Source organism: Pseudomonas brassicacearum (assembly GCF_003732265.1).
Classification (GTDB): domain Bacteria; phylum Pseudomonadota; class Gammaproteobacteria; order Pseudomonadales; family Pseudomonadaceae; genus Aquipseudomonas; species Aquipseudomonas brassicacearum_D.
In genome coordinates this window covers 1,202,467-1,228,680 of the sequence record NZ_MOBK01000006.1, presented here as the reverse complement: position 1 = coordinate 1,228,680, position 26,214 = coordinate 1,202,467, and the positions used below count along the sequence as shown (strand labels likewise).

General features: G+C 58.7%; 23 protein-coding genes and 1 pseudogene. 10 read left to right on the top strand and 14 right to left on the bottom strand.

Features of this window, described 5'->3' with window-relative positions:
• Positions 1 to 231: 231 nt before the first annotated feature.
• From BK660_RS18715 to BK660_RS18685, 7 genes are all read right to left on the bottom strand, one after another.
• Positions 232 to 1,875, bottom strand: coding sequence for a fatty acid--CoA ligase (locus BK660_RS18715; RefSeq protein ID WP_123434493.1), 1,644 nt, complete (start codon positions 1,873 to 1,875; stop codon positions 232 to 234).
• Positions 1,876 to 1,916: 41 nt separating this feature from the next.
• The gene (locus tag BK660_RS18710) at positions 1,917 to 3,695 is read right to left on the bottom strand and encodes an acyl-CoA dehydrogenase C-terminal domain-containing protein (RefSeq protein WP_123434492.1); all 1,779 of its coding nucleotides are present in this window, start codon (positions 3,693 to 3,695) and stop codon (positions 1,917 to 1,919) included.
• 6 nt (positions 3,696 to 3,701) lie between these two features.
• A complete protein-coding gene (locus BK660_RS18705; RefSeq protein WP_123434491.1) occupies positions 3,702 to 6,239 on the bottom strand; it encodes an efflux RND transporter permease subunit in 2,538 nt (845 codons plus the stop codon).
• 15 nt (positions 6,240 to 6,254) lie between these two features.
• On the bottom strand, positions 6,255 to 7,343 hold the full coding sequence (locus BK660_RS18700) for a WD40/YVTN/BNR-like repeat-containing protein (protein WP_123434490.1): 1,089 nt from the start codon (positions 7,341 to 7,343) through the stop codon (positions 6,255 to 6,257).
• Positions 7,344 to 7,491: 148 nt separating this feature from the next.
• Positions 7,492 to 8,850, bottom strand: a complete 1,359-nt coding sequence (locus BK660_RS18695) for a DUF1329 domain-containing protein (RefSeq protein WP_123434489.1) — start codon at positions 8,848 to 8,850, stop codon at positions 7,492 to 7,494.
• Positions 8,851 to 8,891: 41 nt separating this feature from the next.
• Positions 8,892 to 10,895, bottom strand: coding sequence for a DUF1302 domain-containing protein (locus BK660_RS18690; protein WP_123434488.1), 2,004 nt, complete (start codon positions 10,893 to 10,895; stop codon positions 8,892 to 8,894).
• A gap of 128 nt (positions 10,896 to 11,023) precedes the next feature.
• Entirely contained in the window at positions 11,024 to 11,590 is a 567-nt protein-coding gene (locus BK660_RS18685; protein WP_123434487.1) for an RBBP9/YdeN family alpha/beta hydrolase, read from the bottom strand.
• A gap of 353 nt (positions 11,591 to 11,943) precedes the next feature.
• On the opposite strand from BK660_RS18685, the gene BK660_RS18680 reads away from it, so the two are divergent.
• Positions 11,944 to 12,978: an AraC family transcriptional regulator gene (locus BK660_RS18680; protein WP_123434486.1), complete on the top strand. Its 1,035-nt coding sequence runs from the start codon at positions 11,944 to 11,946 to the stop codon at positions 12,976 to 12,978.
• Between the two features lie 390 nt (positions 12,979 to 13,368).
• Here the strand turns inward: BK660_RS18680 and BK660_RS18670 are convergent, their stop codons facing one another.
• From BK660_RS18670 to BK660_RS18640, 7 genes are all read right to left on the bottom strand, one after another.
• Positions 13,369 to 14,379, bottom strand: a complete 1,011-nt coding sequence (locus tag BK660_RS18670; protein WP_123434484.1) for a YeiH family protein — start codon at positions 14,377 to 14,379, stop codon at positions 13,369 to 13,371.
• Complete coding sequence (locus BK660_RS18665) at positions 14,376 to 14,702, bottom strand: Rieske (2Fe-2S) protein (RefSeq protein WP_123434483.1); 327 nt, start codon at positions 14,700 to 14,702, stop codon at positions 14,376 to 14,378. The genes BK660_RS18670 and BK660_RS18665 overlap by 4 nt, the downstream gene beginning before the upstream one ends.
• Entirely contained in the window at positions 14,699 to 15,361 is a 663-nt protein-coding gene (locus tag BK660_RS18660; RefSeq protein WP_123434482.1) for a DsbA family oxidoreductase, read from the bottom strand. Before BK660_RS18660 ends, BK660_RS18665 begins: the two co-directional genes overlap by 4 nt.
• The gene (locus BK660_RS18655; RefSeq protein WP_123434481.1) at positions 15,358 to 16,689 is read right to left on the bottom strand and encodes an MFS transporter; all 1,332 of its coding nucleotides are present in this window, start codon (positions 16,687 to 16,689) and stop codon (positions 15,358 to 15,360) included. Before BK660_RS18655 ends, BK660_RS18660 begins: the two co-directional genes overlap by 4 nt.
• A 91-nt stretch (positions 16,690 to 16,780) precedes the next feature.
• Positions 16,781 to 17,833 carry a beta-keto acid cleavage family enzyme gene (locus BK660_RS18650; RefSeq protein WP_123434480.1) on the bottom strand — a complete coding sequence of 351 codons (1,053 nt, stop codon included), beginning with the start codon at positions 17,831 to 17,833 and terminating at the stop codon, positions 16,781 to 16,783.
• 81 nt (positions 17,834 to 17,914) lie between these two features.
• Complete coding sequence (locus BK660_RS18645) at positions 17,915 to 18,763, bottom strand: TauD/TfdA dioxygenase family protein (protein WP_123434479.1); 849 nt, start codon at positions 18,761 to 18,763, stop codon at positions 17,915 to 17,917.
• A 13-nt stretch (positions 18,764 to 18,776) separates the two neighbouring features.
• Positions 18,777 to 19,757: a quinone oxidoreductase family protein gene (locus BK660_RS18640; RefSeq protein ID WP_123434478.1), complete on the bottom strand. Its 981-nt coding sequence runs from the start codon at positions 19,755 to 19,757 to the stop codon at positions 18,777 to 18,779.
• 285 nt (positions 19,758 to 20,042) lie between these two features.
• Here BK660_RS18640 and BK660_RS18635 point away from each other — a divergent pair, with 285 nt between their 5' ends.
• From BK660_RS18635 to BK660_RS18595, 9 genes and pseudogenes are all read left to right on the top strand, one after another.
• Positions 20,043 to 20,723 carry a DUF3313 domain-containing protein gene (locus tag BK660_RS18635; protein WP_123434477.1) on the top strand — a complete coding sequence of 227 codons (681 nt, stop codon included), beginning with the start codon at positions 20,043 to 20,045 and terminating at the stop codon, positions 20,721 to 20,723.
• A 103-nt stretch (positions 20,724 to 20,826) separates the two neighbouring features.
• Entirely contained in the window at positions 20,827 to 21,288 is a 462-nt protein-coding gene (locus tag BK660_RS33095; RefSeq protein WP_123434476.1) for a hypothetical protein, read from the top strand.
• A gap of 302 nt (positions 21,289 to 21,590) precedes the next feature.
• The gene (locus BK660_RS18625) at positions 21,591 to 22,415 is read left to right on the top strand and encodes a transcriptional regulator (RefSeq protein ID WP_123434475.1); all 825 of its coding nucleotides are present in this window, start codon (positions 21,591 to 21,593) and stop codon (positions 22,413 to 22,415) included.
• A complete protein-coding gene (locus BK660_RS18620) occupies positions 22,412 to 22,891 on the top strand; it encodes a hypothetical protein (protein WP_123434474.1) in 480 nt (159 codons plus the stop codon). Before BK660_RS18625 ends, BK660_RS18620 begins: the two co-directional genes overlap by 4 nt.
• A gap of 81 nt (positions 22,892 to 22,972) precedes the next feature.
• Entirely contained in the window at positions 22,973 to 23,320 is a 348-nt protein-coding gene (locus tag BK660_RS18615; RefSeq protein WP_259698512.1) for a hypothetical protein, read from the top strand.
• Between the two features lie 157 nt (positions 23,321 to 23,477).
• Positions 23,478 to 23,849: a hypothetical protein gene (locus BK660_RS18610; protein ID WP_123434473.1), complete on the top strand. Its 372-nt coding sequence runs from the start codon at positions 23,478 to 23,480 to the stop codon at positions 23,847 to 23,849.
• Positions 23,846 to 24,808 carry a helix-turn-helix domain-containing protein gene (locus tag BK660_RS18605; RefSeq protein WP_259698511.1) on the top strand — a complete coding sequence of 321 codons (963 nt, stop codon included), beginning with the start codon at positions 23,846 to 23,848 and terminating at the stop codon, positions 24,806 to 24,808. The genes BK660_RS18610 and BK660_RS18605 overlap by 4 nt, the downstream gene beginning before the upstream one ends.
• Positions 24,809 to 25,102: 294 nt before the next feature.
• On the top strand, positions 25,103 to 25,603 hold the full coding sequence (locus BK660_RS18600; protein WP_123434472.1) for an outer membrane beta-barrel protein: 501 nt from the start codon (positions 25,103 to 25,105) through the stop codon (positions 25,601 to 25,603).
• Positions 25,604 to 25,677: 74 nt separating this feature from the next.
• Positions 25,678 to 26,115 (top strand): annotated as a pseudogene (locus tag BK660_RS18595) (response regulator); the annotation flags it as partial.
• Between the last annotated feature and the right edge of the window lie 99 nt (positions 26,116 to 26,214).

Below are 26,214 nucleotides of genomic sequence, written 5' to 3'. Positions count from 1 at the left end.
TTGAAGGAAACTTCCGACGACCTTGCCCAGAAATTTCGCCCTCGCGCAGCGTTTTGAGCGCGCGAGACTTTGCGGGGAATCAATCAGTAAAGAAGTCAGGTAAGTAGGAAAACGGCGTAGGCCAAATCCTTAAATAACGCCCCAAAACCAACAAGTAACCCCAAACGAAAACGTGGCATGAGGTCTCCCCCACGCCACGTTCTTTCATCTACCCAACGAGCCTGATAACCGTCAGCCCGCCTCACTCTCCCGAATCAGCTTCTTGTTGATCTTCCCGACACTGGTCTTGGGAATTTCAGCCACGAACTTGAACTGCTTCGGAATAGCCCATTTGTTGATACGCCCACACTCGACAAACGTCTGCAGGTGCGTCTCGAGGATCTGCTTGTCCAGATACTGCCCCGGCTCGCACACCACCATCGCCATGGGCCGTTCGCCCCACTGTTCATCGACGATACCGACGACCGCGACAGACATCACCGCCGCGTGTTCGCTGATCAGGCTTTCCAGTTCCAGCGAGCTGATCCACTCGCCCCCGGTCTTGATCACGTCCTTGATGCGATCCTTGATTTCCACGCCCCCCATCGAGTCGATGGAAGCCATGTCGCCGGTGTGCATCCAGCCGTCGAGCCAAAGCTCGGCGCCCTTTGCCGGTTCTTTCAAATAACCCTGGGTCAGCCAAGGCGCGCGGACCACGATTTCGCCAAGAGACTCACCGTCATGCACCACATCGTTGCCGCTGGCATCGACGATTTTCAGGTCAACCATGGGCACCGGTGTGCCGGTCTTGATGCGGGTGGCCAATTGTTCTTGCATGGGTTGTTTGAGCACGTCATCACGCAGGTAGCTCAGGCACAGCAACGGGCAGGTTTCCGACATACCGTAACCGCTGTGCACCACCATGCCTTTGGCACTGGCTTCGCTGGCGATACCCAAGGTCAGCGCGCTGCCGCCGAGGAGCATTTTCCAGCCCTCGAAGCGGGTCTGTTTCCCGGCCTCGCAGTTCAGGATCATTTGCAGAATGGTCGGCACGCAATGGGAGAAAGTGACCTTCTCCTCACGGTACAACCGGACCAGGCTGTTCGGCTCGTAGCGGCCCGGATAAACCTGCTTCAGGCCCATCAACGTGGCGACATACGGCACGCCCCACGCATGCACGTGAAACATCGGCGTGATCGGCATGTACACGTCATCGGAGCGCAGCAGCGGCTGGCCTTGATAAACGCCCAACGTGCCGACGGCATTCAGGGTGTGCAGGACCAGTTGGCGATGAGTGAAATACACGCCTTTCGGGTCACCGGTGGTGCCGGTGGTGTAGAACAGGGTCGCCACCGAGTTCTCGTCGAAATCGGGGAAGTCGTACTGGTCTGATGCCTGGGACAGCAGCTGCTCATATTCACCCAGCACCGGCAACGAGGTGTTGGCGGCGCTGTCATCGGTGAGCTGGAGATAACCTTTGACGGTGGTCAACCGATCCTGGACCTGCTCAAGCAGCGGCAGAAAATCATCATGCACCAGCACCAGATCGTCTTCGGCGTGGTTCATGGTGAACAGTACCTGATCCGGCGACAGGCGAATGTTCACCGTATGCAGCACCGCGCCGATCATTGGCACGGCGAAGAAGCATTCCAGGTAGCGATGACTGTCCCAGTCCATCAGCGCCACAGTGTCCCCGGCTTTCACGCCGGCGGCCGTCAAGGCGTTGGCCAGTTTGCGGATGCGCTTGTTGAGCGTCAGGTAGTCGTAGCGCAGTTTGTCGGCGTAGACGATTTCGCGACCCGGCTCGTAGCGCGCACCGGACAGCAACAATTGCTTGATCAGCAACGGATAGGCATAAGCGCCGTCGGCGGGCGGAATTATTTTTGTCGCCATCATGTTTGGGGTTCCCGATTCTTTCTATTGCGTTGGCTCGGCGATCAGAATTGCGTCGCGTCCAGTTCGTAAAGGCACTCGCTGCCGGCCTTGACTGACGCACTCAATGAATGGATGCGGGGCAGCAGGCGGGCGAAGTAGAAGCGTGCAGTGGCCAGTTTGCTGACGTAGAAGTCGTCTTCGGCCTGCTTGCCGATGGCAGTCTTGGCCATCAATGCCCACATGTAGGCGTAGGCGACGTAGCCGAAGGTTTGCAGGTACTCGACCGAGGCCGCGCCGATTTCATTCGGGTTGTTTTGCGCCCGGTCGAGCACCCACGCGGTCAAATCGTCGAGGACGTCAACGGCGGCGCTCAACGGCTTGCTGAACTCGCCGAGCTCTGCGCTGGCATTGGCGGCGAAGTGGCGGACCTCGGAGGCGAACAAACGGTAAAGCGCCCCGCCGCTGCCGACGATCTTGCGCCCGACCAGGTCCAGCGACTGGATGCCGTTGGTGCCTTCGTAGATCTGGGTGATGCGCACGTCACGCACCAATTGTTCCTGGCCCCACTCGCGGATGTAGCCGTGGCCGCCGAAAATCATCTGACCGTGCAATGTGGTTTCGAGGCCCATGTCGGTGAGAAACGCCTTGGCCACCGGGGTCAGCAGCGAGACCAATTCCTGTGCACGATTGCGCGTGGTCGCGTCTTCGCTGTACTTGGCGGTGTCCAGTTGCAGGGCCACGTAGCTGGAGAACGCACGGCCGCCTTCGTTCAAGGCTTTCATGGTCAACAACATGCGGCGCACGTCCGGGTGGACGATGATCGGGTCGGCAGCCTTGTCCTTGTTCTGCGCACCGGTTGGCGCACGGCTTTGCAGACGGTCACGGGCGTACTCGACGGCGTTCTGGTACGAACGCTCGCCCAGGGACAGGCCCTGAATGCCGACGCCCAGACGCTCGTAGTTCATCATGGTGAACATCGCCGCCAGGCCCTTGTTCGGCGCGTCGACGATCCAGCCGGTGGCGCCGTCAAAGTTCATCACGCAGGTGGCGGAAGCCTTGATGCCCATCTTGTGTTCGATGGAGCCGCAAGACAGCGCGTTGCGCTCGCCCAGGGAACCGTCGTCGTTGACCAGCACCTTGGGCACCAGGAACAGGGAAATGCCTTTCGGACCGGCCGGTGCATCCGGCAGTCGGGCCAGTACCAGGTGAATGATGTTTTCGGTCAGGTCGTGTTCACCGCCGGTGATGAAAATCTTGCTGCCGCTAACCTTGTAGCTGCCGTCGGCCTGAGGCTCGGCGCGGGTGCGGATCATGCCCAGGTCGGTGCCGGCATGGGCCTCGGTCAGGCACATCGAACCGGTCCAGGTGCCGGCGTACATGTTCGGCAGGTAACGCTGCTTGAGTTCTTCGCTGGCGTGGGCGTTGATCGACAGGCACGCACCGGCCGTCAGCATCGGGTACAGGCCGAAGGACAGGCCGGCCGAGTTGACCATCTCTTCGACCTGCGCCGAAATCGCCTTGGGCATGCCCATGCCGCCGAACTGCGGATCACCGCCCACGCCGACCCAACCGCCCTCGGCGAACGCCTGGTACGCGGCGACAAAACCGTCCGGCGCGATGACTTCGCCGTTGTTCCAGGTGCAGCCTTGTTCATCGCCATTGCGGTTCAACGGTGCGATCACTTCACCGGTGATCTTGCCGGCCTCTTCCAGGATCGCGGCAGCCGTCTCTTCATCAATCACCTCGGCCAGGCCAGGCAATGTCGCCCACAGGCTGGACACCTCAAAGACTTCATTGAGGACGAAGCGCATGTCGCGCAAGGGAGCTTTGTATTCGGACATAGTGACTTACTCAGGTGTGCTCAAGGCATGAGGAACAGGTGAAGTGTGCGAGGTGCTGGCTGCTTCGGCCGGCGCCTGCGGTGCGTCCTCGACAGGACGCGTTTCCAGGGATTTTTCGCGCAGCAGGAAATACGACAACGCCGGAATCAGGATCAGCGCGCCGAGCATGTTCCACAGGAACATGAAGGTCAGCAGGATGCCCATGTCGGCCTGGAACTTGATCGGCGACCAGACCCAGCACACCACGCCGGCGGCCAGGGTGATGCCGACCAGCCCGACCACGCGGCCGGTGAACGACACGGCGTTGCGGTACGACTGCGACAACGACAGGCCCTGGCGCTGGAAATGCAGCTGGACACTGAGCAGGTACAACGCGTAGTCGACGCCGATGCCGACGCCCAGCGCAATCACCGGCAAGGTCGCGACTTTCACACCGATGCCCATCGCCACCATCAAGGCTTCGCAGAGGATCGAGGTCAGCACCAGCGGCAGCAGCGCCACCAGCGTCGCGCGCCAGCTGCGGAAGGTGATCAGGCAGAACAAGGTCACCGCCGCGTACACGTACAGCAGCATGGTGTGATTGGCTTCACGCACGACGATGTTGGTCGCGGCTTCGATCCCGGCGCTGCCGGCAGCGAGCAAGAACTGGCGATCCTCGGTGCTGTTTTCCTTGGCGAACTGGTCAGCGATGGCGACCACGGCGTCGAGGGTTTCGGCCTTGTGATCCTTGAGGAAAGCGATCACCGGCATCAGCGAGCAGTTGTTGTTGAACAGCTCCGGCGAGTTGACCGAGGCCTGTTGCGCCGCGTAGTTGAGCACGTCCTGGTTGCGCTGGATGCTGTTGAGCTTGGGGTTGCCCTCGTAGGTGCCGGCAGTGATCTGGCGCACGGCGTTGACCAGCGACGTCGTCGCCCGCACACCCGGGCTCTGTTGCAGTTCCCAGGCCAGACGGTCGGCCAGCACCAGCGTTTTGTAGTTCAGGCAGCCTTCCGGCGCGGTCTTGATCATCACCGCGAACAGGTCGCTGGACAGCGCGTAATGCTGGGTGATGTAGGCGTTGTCGCGGTTGTAGCGCGAGTCGGCCCGCAGCTCCGGGGCACCGCTTTCCAGGTCGCCGATTTTCAGGTGCAGGCTGACCATGAAGCCGCCGACGCCCATCAACACCGCGACCACGACTGCACCGGTGGCCCACTTGCGGGTGGTGAAACGGTCGAGCAAATCCCAGAGTCGGCCGAAGCCTTTGTTCTTTTCCGCACGGGTGTCGATTTTCAAGGCACGTTCGGCGGCCTTGGCGCCCACGCCGACGTACGACAGCGCCACCGGCATCAGCAGCAGCGAGGTGAAGATCAGCACCGCGACACCGATGCTGGCGGTGATCGCCAGGTCCTGGATCACTGGAATGTCGATCAGCATCAACACCGCAAAACCCACGGCGTCGGCCAGCAACGCGGTAACGCCGGCGATGAACAGACGGCGGAAGGTGTAGCGCGCAGCGATCAGTTTGTGGGTGCCGCGGGCGATGTCCTGCATGATCCCGTTCATCTTCTGCGCGGCATGGGACACGCCGATGGCGAAGATCAAAAACGGCACCAGCACCGAATACGGGTCGATGGCGTAACCCAGCCACGCGACGATGCCCAGTTGCCAGACCACCGCAATCAGCGAGCAGCCGACCACCAGCAAGGTGCTGCGCACGCAGCGGGTATAGGCGTAAATGATCACCAGCGAAGTGATCACGGCCAGGCCGAAGAACATCATCACCTGAATCAGGCCGTCGATCAGGTCGCCCATCAGTTTGGCGAAGCCGATCACCCGAACCTTGTAGTGACCCTTGCCTTCGACACCGGACTTGCGCGCGGCGCTGTCACCGGCGTATTCAATCTTGTCGCGCAACTGCTCTTCGAGCATCTGCGAGAACGCGTGGTAGTTGATGCTCTGGCCGGTAGCCGAGGCTTTGTCCATCAACGGCACAATCAGCATGCTGGATTTGAAGTCGCTGGCGACCAGGCTGCCGACGATCCCGGCACGAGAGATGTTCTGGCGCAATTGTTCGATTTGTTCAGGCTTGCCCTCGTAGGTGTCGGGCATCACCGAGCCGCCCTGGAAGCCTTCCTCGGTGACTTCGGTCCAGCGCACCGACGGGCTCCACAACGACTTCATCCACGCCCGATCAACGCCTTCGGTGAGGAACAGTTGGTCGTTGACCTGCTTGAGCACGTCGAGGTATTCAGGGTCGAAAATGTCGCCCTGGGTGTTTTCCACCACCACCCGTACCGAGTTGCCCAGACCACGCAGCGACGCGCGGTTCTCCAGGAAATTCTGGATGTACGGCTGGCTCTGCGGAATCATTTTTTCGAAGCTGGGACGCAGCTCCAGGCGGGTCGCCGCCATGAAGCCCAGCACCACGGTGGCGAGCGCCATCAGCAGCATGAACAGCGGGCGGTAGTTGAAGACCAGGCGTTCCAGCAGGTTGCCGGAGCGGCGGTCGAAATCGCGCACGTCGCGGATCACCGGCATGGCTTCTTGTTGTTTTATGTTGCCCATGTCTGGGTTCTCGCTTTAAGGGTTCGAGGTCTTAACGACGGACAGCGCCAGTGCGCCACGGCTGCCAGCCACGACCAACGAGCCGTCGGAGGCCTCGGTGGCGCCGGCTATCGGCGTCGGTACAGGCTGCTGAACCAGGTGCAGTTGCGCGCCAGAACCCTGGCTGACCAGCATCTGCCCACCCTGGGTGAACAAGCGGTAGTCGCCACGGTTATCGATCAGGCCGGCGGTGACGCTGATGTGCAGGCCGGTGTCCAGCGCGGTCCAGTTCTGGCCGCCATCGGTGCTGCGCAATACGTTGCCGCGCAAACCGTAGACCAGCACTTCGCCGGGCTTGCCGAGCACGCCGAAAAAGCTGCCCTGATAAGGCGTTTGCACTTCAGCGAAACGCTGGCTGGCGTTATCCCATTTGAGCAACAGGCCCTGCTCGCCGGCGATGTACAACGCGTCGCCGGTCGAGGCGATAGCGTTCAGGTGAAAGCCTTGCGGGTTATCGGTGCGGTCCTGAAACGGGGTCCAGGTCTGGCCGCCGTCTTCAGTGCGCAAAATCAGGTTGAACACGCCGACCACATAGCCGACCTGCTCGTTGGCGAACCAGACGTCGAGCAAGGGTTTATCGGCGCCCTGCTCTGCCAGCCGCTGGCCTTCGGCGGCCCAGTGTGACCATTGTTCGTTGTCCGGTTCGGCACTGGCCAATGCACCGTAATGCTTGACCAGCAATTCACCGATCTGACGGCCGTCCAACTGCTTGGCCCAGGTCGCGCCCGCATCGCTGCTGTGCAACACCACGCCATCATTGCCGACCGCCCAGCCTTCCCTGGCCGATGGAAAATTCACCGCACTGAGATCGGCACTCACTGGCACAGCTGCTTGCTGCCAGTGTTTACCGCTGTCATCGGAATAGAGAATGTGCCCACGCTGCCCGACGGCAACCAATCGGTCGCCCGCACGGGTCATGCCGGTCAACGGGCTGCTGACCGCCAGCGGACTGACTTTGGCAGGCAGGTCCAGCACATCGATGTAACCGGCCGCCTGGGTGACGCCCTGCGACATGACAAGCAGGGCGCCGAGCGTTAACTGCAGGTACTTTTTGTACGAACACATACCGCGTCCTCTTGGGAAAACCGCGTCAGGGACTGCAGCGTGCAGCCCGACGTTGAAAACCGGCGCTGCGACGATCGGCGTGCACCGACCGTCGCGCGGTCACACGGCTTGCGGGCCGTGGACCGATGAACGCCTTGTTGCGGTTTGCTTAGCGAATGCCGGCGCCCGCCAGGGACTCCGACGACCACTGCGCCTTGGAGAGCGGATCGACGTACTTGATGCCGCCGTAAGGGCCGACTACACCGTTGATGTTGTAGGAACCGCCCACCAGGTCATAAATCATGAACGGCGTGGAGTCAGGCACCTGCTTGTCATAGCTCTGGCTGAGGAAGGCAAAGGAACCACGGTACAGCTGACCACGGGCGTCATATTGGTCCGAGGCCAAAGCTGTCCAGCTGTCTTCGTCGAGGTAGAAGCGACGTTTGGCGTAGATGTGACGAGCGCCAGACTTGAGGGTGCCTTCGACGACCCACACGCGGTGTTTTTCCCAGCGCACAAAGTCGGGTGCCAGGTGGTTAGGCGTGGTGATCGACTTCGGATCCTGCACGTAGGTCAGCTTGTAGGTGTTGTACGGCACGATCATTTCTTGCTTGCCGACCAACTTCCAGTCGTAGCGATCCAGCGCACCGTTGAACACGAACACGTCGTCGTAAGTACCGGCGCCGGCGGTGCCTGGGTTAGGCGTGTCGTAGGCCAGGTTTGGAGCCAGCTTCACACGGCGCTGGCCAGGCAGGTACTGCCAGGCACGACGCGGTTGTTGCAGCGGGTTGGCGGCATCCTTGAGCATGATCGCTTCGCCAGCCCGGCGCGCAGGACCGGTGTAGGCCAGCTTCATCTGGTAATACACGTCGGAGCTGGTGATCGGCTGCGCCAGGTTTTCGTAGATCGGGTAGGAGATGGACGCCTGCCCGGTGGTCGCCAGGCTTGGAACGCCCGCGGAGTCAACGTTCCAGGAGTCGTACTTGGAGCTGATGCTCACGCCCTGATAGCGCAACAGGAAGTTCCACATTGCCTCGTTACCCGATTGCGGAATCGGGAACGGTATGCCCGGCAGCACGTTGTCGATGGCCAGGCCACCTTCAAGGGACTTGGCGCCGGTGGCGTTTTTCACGCCGTTGTCGAGGATCGCTTTAGGCAGCGAAACGGTGCGGTGAGTCGGGTACACCTCGACTTTGAACGTCGGGAAACGCTTGGCCAGTTCCGCGGTGGTCGCAGTGAGTTGAGCCTTGTACTGATCGACGTTTTTGCCGTCGATCACCAGCAGCGGTTTTTCATTGGCAAACGGATCCGGGCGCATGCTGTCGCCGGCCTTGAAGCTGGCGGGCGGCGTGGTCAGGCCACCGTCATAGGCCGGGATGGAGCCATCGGCATTCCCGGCTTTTTCAGCGCCGACGAGGGTCAGGCTGCTGCCCAGTTTGGCGGCATCCTGAGCAGATACAGCAGCGTGTGCCTGGGCGGCAACAACCATCGCCAGCGAGGCAGCCAACACGGTTTGTACAAATTTCATGTTGAGGTTCTCCTGCTTACGTCGAGTAAGCGAGTGATGAATCAAAAGGTGGTTTTCATTGTCAGGTAAACAGCACCACGATCCTCAGTCGTGGCTCCGCCACCGGAAAAGGACGAGTAGCCACCGGCGTAGCACGCATAGTTTTCGTTACCGCTAAAGGCGTTTGGAGTAGAGCCGTCGCCCCCCGTCGGGCCGGTACTCACGCCGCTTTTATTGCACTTGTCGGTCTGGCCGAAAGAGTCCACATACTTCAGGTCGACAAAGTATTTGTTGTACACAACGGCACCCACGCCGAATGCATAGTTGCCCGTGTCCTTGGCACCGCCACCGGACACTGGCGATACGCCGTCGATGCCGACGTTGACGGACATTGGCGCGTTAAGGTCAACGCCCGGGAATACCTGGTACCAGGTCGGTGTGAAGTTGACCGCGATGCCCCAGTTGTCACGGGTCGGTTTGTCGATACCGCGATAGCTGTCTTCGCCTTTGTAGAGCGCCTTGTTTTTGTCATCGATGCTCAACAGGTTGCTGTAGTAAAGCTCGGCAAGCACAGTCGCCTGATCGAACACCGGCGTTTTAGGCAGGGTCATCAGACCGTTCAACGTCCAGTGCAACGTCTCGCCGGTGGCGCTCATGCTGTCGCCGCGGCTCGGGGTGTCGTAGATCACGCCCGTGGCATCGGTGCGCGCCGGCAACAGGCCGAGGCCCTTGCCCAGGCCCAGCGGGCTGGTGGAACTGACGATTGCCGGGATACTGGCCAGCGGCATGTTGTGACGGATGTTCAGGTCGGAACCCACACTCACGCCGCCGACGTCCTTGGACAGGCTCAGGCCGAAAATCTTGATGTCGTCGGCATAGGCCAGTTGATAGGTCGCGGTGTTCAACGAGTTGAGCGTGTTGACCACGGCAGGCACTTGCCCTGCTGGGCGGGTGCCATTCGCGTTGGCCGACGAAATGCCTCGGGCATCCAGCCAGGCTTGCGGCAGGATTTCCGACGTCTCGCGGTAGTAGACGCCGAGCGTCCCGTCCAGCCAGGCCGGCGACCACTTGGCCATGACACCCCAGTCGCCGCTGCTGTGCGGCGTCAGGTCATGTCCACGCACCACGTTGGTCAAACCGTTGCATGGCGCCAGGCCGCAACCCAGCGGGCTGCCCGGAACCACGGCGTTGGTGTTGCCCAACAGGAACGATTGCGCGCCGAAGCCCACCAGATCGGAACCACCGTAGTAGGTGCCGGCTTCAGGCAAGCGAGCCGCGTCCCAGTCGAGGAAATACTGGGCACCGATGGTCAACTCAGGGTTAACGGTGAAAGTCGTCGACAGCTGGTTACGCGGTACAAACAGTTCCTTGGCTTCAGTGCCCGGGGACGCCGCCAGCTTGGCGAGGTCGAGGCCGGACTGGCCGTAGCTGATCGAATGCACCGGGTTGAGAATGGTCTCGCCCCAGAACACGTTGTGCTGACCGGCCTTCATACTCAGCAAGGATTCCTCGCCCACCTCGGTGCTGTAGAACACGAACGCATCGAGGATTTCACCGGACGGACCGGTGTAATAACGCTGGGCATAGTTGCTCAGGTGCGAGCTGCCAAAACCGACGTTGTCGTTGGTGACGGCGGCCAGGCGTGGGTCGTTGGCGACCAGGCCGGAGCGTGCATCGTTGCCGTTGACGAAAGGGTTGGAGTTGGAGCCGGTGTTCTCGTACGCCTTGTCGTACCAGCTGGCGGCACTGACACGAAAGCCCATGGCGTTTTTGTAGACCACGTCCATCTCGGTCAACAGGTCGATACGGTTGGTGATGTTGGTGCCGGCTTTGCGGAAATTGTAGTCGCCATCGTTGTTGTTCGGCGTCCCCAACATGCGCTTGTCGGCGCTTTCGGTGCGCACACCGTAGTTGTACTTGATGGTGTTATCCAGACGCGCGGTCCAGTCCGGATTACCGGTATCCAGTTCAACCGCCTGGGCGGTCGGCATGGACGCGGCCAGAATGGCTGAGGCCAGCAATGTGTAGCGTGAAACCGTGAACCCGTGACTCTTATTGTTGTGCATTGCGTTGTCTCCGCCTTTTGTATTTGTTTTAAGCGCAGCCGCCCTCACGCATTCCCTTGTTCCAGGGATTTGCGTTGCTCAGGAGTGAGGGCAAATGCCGGTTGGCTTGCGGCCAATCGGCGCCTGAATTAGCGATCCAGTTCGAGGATGAAAGCTTCGGCTTCTGGCCAGTGGCCAAATCCTGCAGCCGGGTTCAGATGACCTACTGCACCGAGATTGCGCAGTTCTGCACCCCAGCCTCGAGCCATGCGATTGACGGCTTCGAGACTGGCAAGGTGATCATTGGTGCTGCCAATCACCAGGCTTGGGAACGGCAGCGGACCTTCGGGTAGCGGATTCCAGCCATGGGACCGCAGCGATTCGGAAGAAGGGTAGCCTGCGGGCCAGGTGGCATCGAGGTCCGGTGGCGCGGCCAGCAGAGCGCCCTTGATCGGACGGCTGTGCAACGCGGCCCAGTGGGCGACCATCAACACGCCGGCACTGTGGGCGACCAGAATCACCGGCCCGTCGATTTGCTCCAGCTCGTGCTGGATCGCACGGACCCGTGCCGCGCAGTCGAGTTTGTCGGTTTCAAGCGGTGGGACGCTGCGTACCTTGGCGAGCCTGGCTTCAAGCAAAGTCTGCCAATGCTCGGCCACGTGCTCACGCAAGCCCGGTACGATTAAAACGGTTGCAGCAGTTTGCAGTTTGTCCACGTCAGCACCTACGCTTTCTCGATGACTCGACTGACTCATTGGTCAGACGTTTTTGTAGTGCTGACATTAAAGAGCGCCCACCCCGGATGCTTTACATTAGACGTCAGTCGCTTTTCTTTTCATGACAAATTCGGGGGTGTCGACGTGAGGTGCCCGCTGGTCGAAAACCACGGCACGTTTGCCCAAGGCCACTGTAATCAATACGTGGACGGATTTATCGCGATCAGACGGCTACGTTTAGAGGGAGAACCGGGCGCCTGACTACACTCAAGCAACAACTTTCCATTTCACGACGTGCTGGATATAGTCGCCACGCTCATTTTCACCCTAACCGGCCCAGGGAAGACCCACGCATGACCAAGCTTGTTCGCGCCGCCGTCTTGACCAACTACCTGGAGGTCACCAATTACCTGGGTTTCAACCCGCGTGATGTATTGGCTGCCAACGGCTTGAGCAGGGCGCAGTTGCTGGCGCCGGAACACCGGATCCCCATCGATTCCGCCGTGCGCGTGCTGGAAGATTCGGCCGTCGCCAGTGGCTGCCAGAGCTTCGGCCTGAGCATGGCCGAGTCACGCCAGCTCTCGGATTTCGGCGTAGTCAGCCTGCTGCTCACGCACCAGCGCACCCTGCGCGAAGCCTTGCAGGTGGTGGTGCATTACCGTCACCTGATGAATGATTCGCTGGCCATCTTCATTGAAGAAGCCGGCAAGATGGTGATCATTCGCGAAGAGGTCGTGACCGACACGCCGATGCCCTCCCGGCAAGCCAACGAACTGGCCATCGGTGTCATGTTCCGTTTGTGCGCGGCGTTGCTCGGCGCGCACTGGCACCCCTACAGCGTCAACTTCACACACCAGCCTCCAGACAACCTGCAACTGCATCGTCGCCTGTTTGGCTGCACGGTGGAGTTCGGCAGCGAGTTCAACGGCATTGTCTGCCCCAATGCCAGCCTGGACGTGACCAACCCCCACGCCGACCCGGCCATGGCCCGTTACGCCCAGGGTTACCTCGACTCGCTGCTGAGCCATGAAGGCGAGTCGTTGTTGTTCGAGGTGCGCAAGGCCATTTACCTGCTGCTGCCAATGGGGCGCGCCACCATCGAGCAGATCGCCCAGACCCAGGGCATGAACGTACGGACGCTGCAACGTCGCCTCAAGGATGACGGCTGCGCCTTCAACGACCTGATCAACGATGTGCGCCGGGACCTGGTGCTGCGTTACCTGGAGAACCCGAATTACTCGCTGGGGCGCATCGCCGACATGCTCGGGTATTCGATGGCGAGCTCGTTCACGCGCTGGTTCATCACCCAGTTCGGCATGCCGCCGGCCGCGTGGCGTGCACAAAAGCAAGGCACTGCAAAACCTGCCCCGGGTCACAGCGAATCCTGAGGCCCCATCCAGGTTTCATCTCCTCGCGCCATTGCCTACGACTACGTGTAACCGCTGTCCTGTGGCAAAGGGGCTTTTGTGGCGAGGGGGCTTGCCCCCGTTGGGCTGCGCAGTAGCCCCAAAAAAACGACGGCTGCTTCGCAACCGAACGGGGGCAAGCCCCCTCGCCACAAAAGCCTACTCACAACAAAACCTCCTCACCACAACGAGTCTTGGCCACGGTGTGTTCAGGCAGTGGGTGATGAAGTGTTTTCGAACCCACGAAAAAAGCGGCGACTGCTTATACAGTCGCCGCGAAAAGCCGATGTTTGTGACACCGACCGAGAGCCGCACAGCGCTGAGGAGTCAAACCCAGTGCGGCCCTGCCATAAAAACGGATGTTGATCGGGCTCAGAACCCCCAGCGCAGCAACAGCAGCACCAGGACGACGAGGAACACCGTCTCCCCCACCATCAGGAGGATGGGCTTGATGCCGACGGAGGCCAGCTCCTTGAGCTGAGTCTTCATGCCCAGGGCACTGATGGACACCACCAGGCACCAACGCGACAAATCATTGACCGTGCCTTGCACGACGGGCGCTATCCATCCCGTGCTGTTGATGCACGCCAGCAGCAGAAAACCGACAGCGAACCACGGCAGCAACGGCGGTCGTTTGCCGCCCGTTTCGGCGCCTTGCATGCGCGTGACCATGGCCGCACAGACGATCACCGGCAGGAGCATGGCGACTCGCATCAGCTTGACCACCGTGGCCGTGTCACCCGTTTCGGTCGACATGCTGTAACCGGCACCGACCACCTGGGCGACATCGTGGATGGTGGCGCCGAGGAAAATACCCGCCATTTGCGGTGACAATGAAAACCAGTTGGCAATCATTGGATAAACAATCATCGCCATCGTCGAAAGGGCTGACACGCCAATGACGGTAAACAGTGTGGCGCGTTCTTTCTGCGGATGATTGGGCAAGGCGGCCGCCAGCGCCAGCGCCGCCGAAGCGCCACAGATCGCCGTCGCGCCACCGGTGAGCATGCCGAACAAACGCTGGAAACCGAGCATCTTGGCCGCAATCACCGAAACGCCAATGGTCACCACCACCAGCGTCACCACCAGCGCGACTGGCTTCCAGCCCAGACCGGCAATCTGCTCAAGGGTAATGCGCATCCCCAGCAAGGCCACGCCGATGCGCAACACGGTGCGCGCGGTAAATTCGATACCGGGCTTGCACACGCCCTCCCCGGCCAGGAAATTCAGCGCCATGCCCAGCAGCAAGGCAAACAGCATCACTGGCGCACCGTAGTGCTCGGACAAAAACGTAGCGGCTGCCGCCACGATCAGGCTGACAATAAACCCCGGGGCCAGTTCGCGTGTTCGGCTATGGATACGGGTGAGAGCAATGGCGCTCATGGCGCGGACTCCTCAGAAGCGATAACGATAAAAGCCTGGCCGTCGACGAGCTCGACCGGGTAGTTGTTGACTTTGAGCTGGGTGGAATTGAGCAGATAACCACTGCGCAGATCGAAGCGCAGGCCATGGGCGCAACATTGAATCACCTTGCCGTCCAGACGCCCGCCGCACAGCGACGCGCCTTGGTGCGGGCAACTGTCATCGATGGCAAACACGTCGCCGTCGACGTTGAACAACGCCAGGCTTTTGTTCTCGAATTCGAACAGCGCACGACCACCCGCCTGCGGGAGTTTTGCGGCAGGCACCGGGACACGACGGGTCATGACGGAGTCTGCATGCGCTGGCGTTCCAGGGCTTCGTACATGACGCCCAGCATCACCTCGGCAGGCTGCGCGCCGACCAGCGTTAATTGGCGGTCGAACAGAAAGCTCGGCACACCGCTGGAGGCCCCGACCTCGTTACCGACAAAGGGACTGGATTCGTCTTTCAGGTAGTCCCTCACCGCGTCAGCGTCGTAACCGCACGATTGAGCGATGGTGATCAACGTCTCGCGGCGACCGATGTCCTCGCCGTTCTGGAAGTACGCGGCGAACAGACGCTCAAGCAACTGGTCGCGCTGAGCCGTGCTACCCCGCGAGTTGGCATGCGCCAACAAACGATGGGCGTCCGCGGTGTTGGGCATGGTGGTGATGCGACTCAAGTCGACGTCTACCCCGACCGCTTTCGCCGCCTGCTGCACCTGGGCCTGACGCATGGCGACCGCTTCGGCACTGCCCAGACGGTTGAGATAGAACTCGGCGAACGGTTCCCCCTGTACCGGCAGGTGAGGCAACAACTGCACCCCGTGCCATACCGTGGTGACCAGCACATCCGGTTGCTGCGCGTGCAGCAACGCTTGTGCGCGTTCCAGTTGGCGTTTACCGATCAAGCACCAAGGGCAGATGAAATCGAAAAACACATCGATACGTAAACGAACACTCACACCTTCACCTCTACCGCAGCTTCACTTACAGAATCGTTGACACGTTCACCCGCCAACCGGGCGATATCCTTGTGGTAATGGCACTTGGCAAAAAAGAACACCGCCGCTGCCGCGATACTCACCAGCGGTACCAGCTGGAAGGCCGCCTGCAAGCCGATCATGTCCGACACCTTGCCGGTGATGAACGGCCCCGGCGCCAGGCCGAGCAAGTTGTTGGCCAGCGTCAGCGTGGCAAACGCCGTACCGTGCACCGAATAGTGGGTCAGGTTGGCAACCATCGCCCCGGCCGGGCCGGTTGTGCCGGCGGCAATCAACATGCCCAGGCAAATCAACAGCAATTGCGCAGGTCCCGGCGGCAAGGCGAACGCCGCCGACAGCAGCAGGCAACTGCCCAGGCAATACGCGATGGCCAAAGCGACCTTGCGTTCGGCCGACTGACGACACATGCGATCACTGAGCATGCCGCACAGGATCATCCCGGCGCCGCTGCACAGGACGATGATCGCCGCGACCCCGCCCGCCTTGTCCGGTGCCATGTCGTAATAGCGGTTGAGGTAGCTGGGCATCCACACAATCACGGTGCCGCCCACGAACAGTTGCAAGCCACTGCCGATGTAAGCCGCGATCACCGAAGGGCTGGAGCACAACGTGCGCAGTGGACGCTTGACCACCGCGGCGACTTTTTTGCCAGCCTCGGCGGCGCGTTGCGGGGCAATGCGCGCTTCCTTGACGATGATCGGGTACAGCACCGCCAGCAGCAGACCAAACAGGGCCATGCCGGCAAACGACCAGCGCCAGCCCAGCTTGGCCGCGATCGCGCCGCCCAGGGCCATGCCCAACACCGAACCGAACATCCCGCCTGCCATAAAGGCACTGGCCAGGGTGGCCCGCATGTGTTTCGGGAACACCGAAATCACCACGGCAATACCGACGCTGCCATACGCAGCCTCACCGACACCCACCATGAAGCGGGCGATAAACATTTGTTGGTAGTCCTGCGCCAGCGCACAACCCAGCGTGGCCAGACTCCACAGCAGCGCCATCAGCGCCAGGCTTTTGACCCGACCGAAGCGGTCAGCCATCAGCGACAACGGAAACGTCAGCAGGCCGACCATCAAGGCCACCACGCCGCTGAGCAAACCCAGCTGGCCGTCCGTCAGCGCCCACTCGCCCTTGAGCATCGGGAATACCGCGTTCAGCACCTGGCGGGACATGTAATCGGAAATCAACAGGCCGAACGTCAGTGCGAAGACGATCCAGGCATATTTGCGCGCAACGCCGACACCACTGGTGTCGTCATCGTCGGCGGCGATTGGGTGAAAGGCCATGCAGCCTCCTCGAAACATTATTTTATTGTTGTTATCGAGCGTGTTTCACTGCAGCGAGCGAGGGGTCTACCCCCCTCGCTCCCGCTGTCGGTCAGCCGCGTTGCGGCACACCTTTTTGCCCAGCCTTGCGGTTGGGGGCCATTCCGTTGGCCAACAGTGTTTCTTCGATGGTGTCGTACTTCACACCGATGCGATAAATCTCGCGGGCTTCTTTACCGGTAGCGATTTCGCGACCCAGTTCATGAGCGATACGCACGGTTTGCTTGATCTGGGCAACCGAACCAAAACGGTCGCCCTTGTGATCAATAATAGTGTCTTCGTTGCCCACGCGCGGGTGCAGACCCATGGCCATCGCCATGGTGTTGAACGGCAGCACGTTCTTGAGCAGCGACTCGGAGGTCAGGGTGCAGCCGTCCGGTACGCGGTGGATGAAGTTGAAGAAGTTGAACGGGTTCGGGCCGTCGAAACCGCCGCCGATGCCGATCCAGGTCAGGTTCAATGGACCTTTGTAGAGACCCTTGCGCACCATGCGCTGCAGCGTTTCCAAAGCGTGCATGCCGGTCAGCTGGAAGTGCGGCTGGATGTCATTGTCCATCAGACGCTTGAGGTGCTCGATCACCCAGGACGGGCCGGCCGGGACGGTCATTTCGCTGTAGGCCGCCTGAAAGGCAGGGTTGGCCAGGGAAGTGCCTTCAAGGTATTCCGGATACAGCAATTCCATGATGTTCATCTGGGTGGTGTTGATCGCCACCGTGACCTGATCCGGTTTTGGCGTCAGCTCGGCCAGCATGTGGCGGGTATCGTCGGACAACCACAGCGCGGCTTCGCCATCGCTTTCCGGTGCGAAGGAAATCGAACCGCCGACCTGGATAATCATATCCGGCACCGCTTCACGTACGCCGGCAATCAATTCGTTGAACTTGGACAGGCGCTTGGAACCCTTGCCGTCCAGCTCGCGTACGTGCAAGTGCAGCACAGTCGCGCCGGCTTCATAGCACTCGACAGCCTTCTGGACTTGCTCGTCCATGGTCAGCGGGATGTCTTCCGGGAAATCTTCCGGCATCCACTCAGGGCCGTACGGGGCCACGGTGATGACCACTTTTTCCATGGTTTCCGGGTGCAGGGAATCGTCGAAGAATTGCATGAGTCACTCCAGTTTTTATGATTGTCCGCCTGCCGGTCATGCCTGGCAGGCGCGTCTACGAGTTCGAATTCAGAGGGGCGATCAGAACGTCTTGTCGCCAATAATCCCGGCGCGTTCCATCTTGCGATGGCACGGCGGGTAATCCATGACCGCGTAATGCTGGGTGCTGCGGTTGTCCCAGATGGCGATGCTGTTCGGCTTCCAGCGCCAGCGAACCTGATACTCAGGGATGTACGCCTGGCTGATCAGGTAGCGCAGCAACTCGCCGGCGCCGGGGTTGGCGTCCTGGCCGAAACGCACCCGCTCAGCGGTGTGGTAGTTGCTGAAGTGGGTGGTGAACGCGTTGACGAACAGCACCTTTTCGCCGGTTTCCGGATGGGTGCGCACCACCGGATGTTCGGCGTCCGGGTACATCGCCTTGAGCGCCAGGCGTTTTTCAATTGGCATTGCAGCACCGAAGCTCGCTTCGATGCTGTGACGGGCACGCAGGTCGGCGATCTTGACCTTTACGTCTTCCGGCAGGTTCGCATAGGCCTGGACCATGTTGGTCCACATGGTGTCGCCGCCCACGGGCGGGCACTCTACGCAACGCAGCACGGCACCCATCGGCGGGACTTCGCGCCAGGTGGCGTCGGTGTGCCAGGCGTTTTCGTAGCGGTCCATTGGCTGGTCCGGGTTCTTGTAGATGCGCACCAGCCCCGGATGATCCGGATCGCTGCCGGCCACCGGATGGTCCTCCAGCTCGCCGAAACGACGGGCGAAGGCCACGTGGTCGGCGCGGCTGATGTCCTGATCGCGCAGGAACACCACCCGATGCTTGAGCAACTGGGCACGAATCTCGGCAAACAAACCGTCGTCATGCACCGCGTCGGCGAGGTTGACGCCGATCAGTTCGGCGCCAATGCTGCAGGTCAATTGTTCGACTTTCATGGCTGGTAGCTCCTTAAATGACGAAAATCGACGAGCCGGTAGTCTTGCGTGACTCCAGGTCGCGGTGGGCCTGGACAGCGTCTTGCAAGGCATAGTGCTGGTTGATTTCGATCTTGATGCGACCGCTGCCGACGTGGTCGAACAACTCGCCGGCCAGCTCGGCTTTTTCCGCCGGATCGGCGATGTAGTCGGCCAGGGCCGGGCGCGTCATGTACAGCGAGCCTTTCATCGCCAGCAGCGCTGGATTGAACGGCGGAATCGGACCGGATGCAGTACCGACACACACCATCAGGCCACGACGCTTGAGCGAATCCAGCGAGCCCTCGAAGGTGTTTTTGCCGACGCTGTCGAACACCACGTTGACACCCACGCCGTCGGTGATTTCACGAACGCGTTTTGCGACGTCTTCATGGCTGTAATTGATGACCTCGCTGCAACCGTGGGCCAGGGCAATTTCACCCTTGGCCTCGGTGGACACGGTGCCGATGACGTTCACGCCGAGCAACTTGGCCCACTGCGAAACGATCAGGCCGACACCACCGGCAGCGGCGTGCAGCAAAATAGTGTCGCCCGCCTTGAAGTCGTAGATGCGGCGCATCAGGTACGACGAGGTCAGGCCGCGCATGGTCATGGCGGCGGCGGTTTCGAAGCTGATGGTTTCCGGCAACTTGATCAGCGGGGCGGCCGCGATCAGACGCTCGGTGCTGTAGGCACCCAGGGTATTGAGAAAGCCGGTGTAGGTGACGCGATCCCCCACTTGCACATTGGTCACGCCTTCCCCGACGGCCTGAACCACACCGGAAGCCTCAACCCCCATGCCGTTGGGCATAGGGATCGGGTAGGTGCCATTGCGGAAGTAGGTGTCGGCATAGTTCAAGCCGACCGCCACATGACGAAGACGAACCTGGCCTGGACCGGGATCGCCGACTTCCACGTCTTCATAGCGAAGGACTTCGGGACCACCGGTTTCGTAGAAGCGGACGGCTTTGGCCATGATTTCTTATTCTCCAATCTGCATTGTTGGCTTGCTGCGTCGAATTGCGCTGATTGGACTGTAGGACGCCGCCTGGGTAGCCGCTTCTCATCAGACGACAATGGCTTTTCATTTCATGACACACCCCTTGGGGGAAAGATTCGGGTTGAGGCCGCAGATGCGCTGACAGCCACGTTTAATAGTTTTTGAGGGTTATTGATTCGGATTATCCAGCCTCTGCGGGCAGCATCCGCCCCGCTTTGCCGGAACCTGAATGACAACTTTCATCACTTGAGAACAGAACACATGAGCATGTCGAATAAATGGATTGCGGGTATCGCCTTGAGCTGCGTGTTTCAGGTCGGCTGCGTCTCGAAAGTGGCGCAGCAAGAGCAGTATTCGGGCTTCCTGGCCAATTATCAGGGGCTGGAAGAGCAAACGACGCCGAGCGAACAGAAAGTGCTGCGCTGGGTGGCGCCCGGGTTTGATCCTCGCGCCTATTCCACGGTCGTGTTCAAGGAAGTAGAGCTGTACCCTGCGCCGAAACCGACCGAACGCGTCAACCTGAAAACCCTGCAAGACGTACAGACGATGGCCAGCAACAGCATCAAGACTGCTCTTGCCCCCTCCTACAGCATTGTCTCGAATGCAAAACAGGCACCGGCCGCTTCGCGGACCTTGATCTTGCAGGCGGCAATTACCCATGTCAGCGCCAACAACGAGGGCATGCATTGGTATGAGGCCGTCCCAATCGGCGGGATTATCGGCGCCACTCAAGCCGCTACCGGCCATCGCGATCAGACCGCGGAGATGTTTATTGAAGCCGACCTGATAGATGCCAACACCGGTTTGGCAGTCGCCAAGGTGGTACGCAAGGTGTTCGGCGCGACGTTGAACAACGCCAGCCAGCCTATCGCTGCCAATGACTTCAAGGTCGCACTTAAAGACGTGACGAACGACATGCACGCACTGCTGACCAAGCAGTAACCCTGCGAGATGCCCCATTGCGAGTAGACGTGCGTGGGGTTTCAGCCTCTGGCCTGAACAAACCGTCAGGCCACGAAACGACGTTTTACGAGAGTCCGGCTTGATGAAAATACTGACGTTAACCTTATCGGCCCTGGCATTGCTTGCCAGTTCGCAGGCATTGGCAGTGACGGTGGTGCCACTTAAAAGCCAAACTTCCCAGACGATCCAGCAAGACACCAGCGCCTGCCAATCACAGGCCAATGCCCAATTCCCGATACAGAACACAACGCCATCCGGTGGTCGGGTAAAAGGCGCGACCAAAGCGGCGGTCGTCGGCGCCACTGCCGCGGAGGTTCGAGGCCGGCAACATGACAACCTCTACGACCAGGTCGACGACGATATCAAGCAAGACTATCGCCAGAACAATGCACGCAGCGCCGCCGCGGCCGGTGTGGTGATAGGGGGATCAAGACAACGCCAGGAGCGCCGTCAGGACGCTGCCGCCACCGACCAAAGCATCACCGCCAACAACTCCGTGTACAGCAGTTGCCTGCAACAGCGTGGCTACAACATTTTGCCTTGATCCAGGCGCTCCTTGAGGGAGCGCTGGCCTGCCTGAAAAACCCGCCTCGCAGTTTTCGGATAGCGCCGAAGACCCGTATCGAGCATCATCACTGCCCTCGATAGAAACTCCGTGGGTTACCCTTGCTTGATTCCAGTGATGCTTTTTATGCGCTACTCCAGCCTTCTCTAATGGCTCCCTCCGCACCTTCCGCGCTTGTCTGCTTGTAGCCGTTCAGCTCCCTGACCCGTATGGATCGCGTCAAATCCAGCCTATCCAAACCGTCTGTATACTCAGCCAGAACCGCCGAACGGAGGACCCCCATGCGCTACGCCTTCAAGTTGAAAAATGGTGCCATGGCCCTTTTCGACCCCGATACCGCCTTGCTTTCCATCACGACGCCCTATGGCGATGTTCAAAATTCCACGATTGGCCGGGCTGAATCCCGTCTGCTGGACCTGCTGCTGATGGAGCCCGGCCAGACCAAGAGCCGTGATGAGATCATCGACTACACCTGGAATGACCGCGTGGTTGCCTCCGGCAGTTTGAATCAGGCGGTCTTTTCCCTTAGAAACCTGCTTAATGACAGTCGGGATCATGAGATTCTGATGACGGTTCCTCGACGAGGCTATTGTTTCAACCGTCAGTATGTCGTCGATGCACAGTCAGACTTGCCGGTGCCTACAGAGGAAGCCGCACAACCTTCTGCGCCCGTTATTGAAGAGCCTGTTGCGCCAGCCGAAGATGAGCCTGCCCCGCTACCTTCTGGCAAAACCACAAAATCGACTTACATGACCAAGGCTCTGTCAGTCGCTTATGTCCTGACCTTGGGCGTCTGTGCATTTGCTGGTTTCCACTCTGATTTCGACACACGGAAAGTAGAAGTTTCCAGCCTCAAACAGAACGACCTGACGATCCATGCAGTAGGTAATAGCGTCGCTGAAGCTGAATCACTGAGGGATCTTTCGGCTAAACAGGTGCAACAGGCTTCGCTGAACTTGAAAGGTCAGGTCTGGCTGAACCTGTTTAAATCAAACTATTCCGTTTCATGCGTTCGCCCGGATGAAAGCACTGTAAATTTGCAATTAAATAGCGATCAAAAAGACCTCGCATTGATGATTCGACAATGCCTGGAGACAACCCTATGAAGTCAATACCGCCGATTGCGCACTGGACAGTGCTCGCAATCATCAACGCCGTTTGTATTTTCTCCCTGTTTTATTCGCCATCCTATTACATGGAAAATACCAGTTATCAAACCATTACCCGTCAATGGCTGGAAGACCTGAATCAGCTCAACACTGAAGAGTATTTGACCATCGGCCACGGTCGACTGACGCAAACCACTCTGGAAAGCCTGAACGGAAAAATTCGTAACGCTACGATTACGGCGGACATCATTCGCGAAAGTAAACATCACGTTCAGATAAAAATAAGCAACGTTAAACTTAGCCAGGATTCCGAACTGTTTGCCATTGAAAAAACGCCTGATCTTTTTTTCAGACGCCAGTATGTTTTGCAGGAAGGCGCCGTTCTGAACTACGAATTGATCCCGACCAATGACAAAAACACTGTGTGTTTTTACGTGCACGATCTTGGCCGCCTGCGCTGCATGAATCACTGAGCCTGCTGAAACCGGGTCATTAATAAAAATAATAATTACTGATTTGTATCAAGCGCGCCTTCTCTTCAAAGTCCCTTCTCTATGGTTTTTGGAGCCGTATTTGCTGTTATTCAGCACAAGAGCGGCTCCGGGCTTATCCCGAAACATACATTTTTGCGAGCCGTCATACCGATGATGACCAAGATGCTGGCAGTCCTGTCTCTAGCGGCATTGCCCTTTCATTCAGTGGCACACGATGAATACTCCAACGGCAGCATGGAAATCGATTTCTACTCGATAGAATTGAGCCCGAATGAAAAACTAAAGATGTCGCACCTGCAGATTTACTCCGAGAATGAATCTCATGAAGACGAAGGGGCAAACGACAACTCCCTACCTTCTCCGCCACAACACATTATCAATGACGACCCCGCTCTGATCCTGCTTTGATCATTGTTTTGCGCTTGACTACCTGACCATGGGCAATATGAGTTTTTGACTTTAATCAGCACCGCCGGCGCGTGATCATCCACAGGCCAAGCCTGTGAGCATCATGCGGCTGACACCAGGCTCTGACTGAAAAATCATTAACAAGGAAAGCACGTCAATGCAGCTAAAAAACTTCGCAACCGTTTCGTTTGGTGTATTGCTTTCTCTCAAGGCCATGGCCTATGACAAGGAAGTTTATAGTGCCGAGATGACGCGTGTTGAAAGCAACAAGAAGACGCTGGACGATGAACACTCTCGTTACAAGATTTGCACAGACTATCGAGTTGAAGATTTTTTTGCCTTTGATGCCGCAGCGATCGGCCCGGCAAATGAAACATCGTCAATCTTCGGTTCGAAGATAGCGCCCTGTAAACTTCAGAGCCTGGTGGATTCCCCCTTGAGCGACGCCTATGTTTTTTCCGCGTCGCTGGAGCTTATGCCGGCATTGCCTGGCGCCGTCCATTCAGCTGAAGAGCCTTCCATTCCATGAACATCCCCGATGAAGTCTTTCATGTAACCGCTGCGCCTGCGGACAACGCCAATAGAACCATTGGCCGATGGGAGATGAGCCTCATCCCGGCAGAACATCAGGCGAACATTCGCCAACACAAACTCATGCATAGCCCCAGAGTGCAGTGCAGTCGACTGGAGTTTGATTCGGCTGTCACCATGATCAGCGCTGTCCCTCATGGCTGTGTGAGCTTTGCCATTTCACAGACGTCCGTTGGTCGCCCCATCGTCAATGATCATGAATTGCGCCCCAATGAAATCATCGCGCTGCACAGCGATGAACCTGTGCATTACACCTGCGAGCCGAACGAAACGCTGTTCACCCTGACCACGACGCTGGAACACTATGCGCAGTGCCTGGAAAATCACCCCGCGATCGACGTGCTGGCCAATCGAAAGGAACAGCGCTTTCAGGTGGCCCACTTCAAATTAATACAATCGGCTATTCAAGCCCTCAGCGCTTACGCGGTCGACGTTAAAACCCCTTCTTTAAAGCCGCGTGACAGCTCGAAAACTTCGGGTATTGAAAGTGCGCTGCTGACTTCACTGCTACGGGCTCTGACGCCGGTTGGGCGCTCCGCGCTTAAAACCCCGACCCGAAGAAGGGTTGCGATAGAGGCCATTGAATACATCCACGCCAATGCAAAAAAAGCGCTGTGCATGAAAGCCCTGGTCAAACAACTCAGCACCACAACTCGCACCTTGCATCATGGCTTCGTCGAAACCTTCGGCGTGACGCCGATTGCCTACATTAGAAATGTAAGGCTCGCCAATGTTCGTCGAGACTTGATCCGCAACACCTGGCCAACCGTCACTGAAACGGCGATGTATTGGAACTTCCATCACCTGAGCAGGTTTTCCAAGGCGTATCACGATGCTTATGGGGAAGTGCCCTCGGAAACCGCCCGGCGCCACTCATCAAAACTGCAACTTCGATAAGCGCCAGTTGCAAAAATAACAATCATTAATTTTCCTCCACCCCCCACATAGCCCACATTGCTTATTTCTCAGCCGAAGGGACCAGCATGCGCTATCGATTGAATTCATTACCGCTCAAACAGAAGATCTTCTTTTGCCTGGCCGCTTATTTATGTGGTGTCGCGTTAGCTTGGCTGATTGACGGTTTATAACGCAGAAAAATATCAATCATTGATTTCTATCAACCTTCGCGATCACTCAAATTCCTGGCCTTCACCTCACCACCGACAACCTTGTAGAAGGACTTCACCTCCCATGCTATTTCGAAACCTTGGCTTCGTTTCGCTGCTTTCGTTACTGTCTTTTCAGGCACTCGCGGATGACAAAGGTTTGTATCTTGGCGCTGGCGTCAGCAGCATTGAAACCGACAAATCCCATCTAAGCGATGACGACACCAGCTATAAGGTTTTTGCAGGCTATCGTCTAAACAGTTATCTGGCGTTCGAAGGCGCCTTTGTTGATCTTGGCCAGTTCGAAGACAAGAATCTTGATTTCGATGGAAAATCCGTTCAAGCCGCTGCCCATATCGGCTTTCCGATAGGTGACCGCATACGATTGTTCGGCAGTGTCGGTGCTCACGCCTGGGATGCAGACGGTAATGCCAGCGATGACGACACGGGCGTGGACCTGACTTACGGTGCCGGCGTTGAATTTGATGTATTTCGCAACATTGGTATCCGTGCCGAATATGAAGTTCTGCAAGTCGGCGAAATCGATCTGAATCAAACAACGGCCTCTGCATACATCCTCTGGTAATACGCACTTGCATTGAGCGGTCGTATCGGTCGCTCAATGCATACACCGATTCCCTCTTCCATACCAAGAAGCTGATGATCGATCACGACCTTTTAAGTGACGCCGAACGAGCGGCAATCAACGCCGCCCTCCAGGGCCCGGGATTGCCACTTCAAACAACCTTGATCGTTGATGATGACGACGCCACACGCGAGTTGCTGGCCGAAATTCTCCAGGTCAATGGCGTCGCCTGCGTCACGGCTGACGGTGTCGCCGAGGCTTTGTGTTTGTTGGAAATCGACAGTTCAATCGGGCTGGTGATTACGGACTTGCGTATGCATCCGCTGGGTGGCCTGGCGTTGATTCGCGAGATCCGCAAGTCCGAGTGGGCGGATCTGCCCATTGTCATCGTTTCCGGAGATGCAGAAGTTCGAGATGCCATCGAGGCCATGCATTTGAATGTGGTGGACTTTCTGCTGAAGCCGATTGACGCCTACGAGTTGATCAACCTGGTTCAGTTGGAACTGGGTTTAAAGGGAACGGGTTCACATCGAGTCACTCCTCATCTCCCCTGCTACGCTGATGACTCAACGGAGGTCAGGGAACACCGCGACAAAAACGAGACCGCCTGA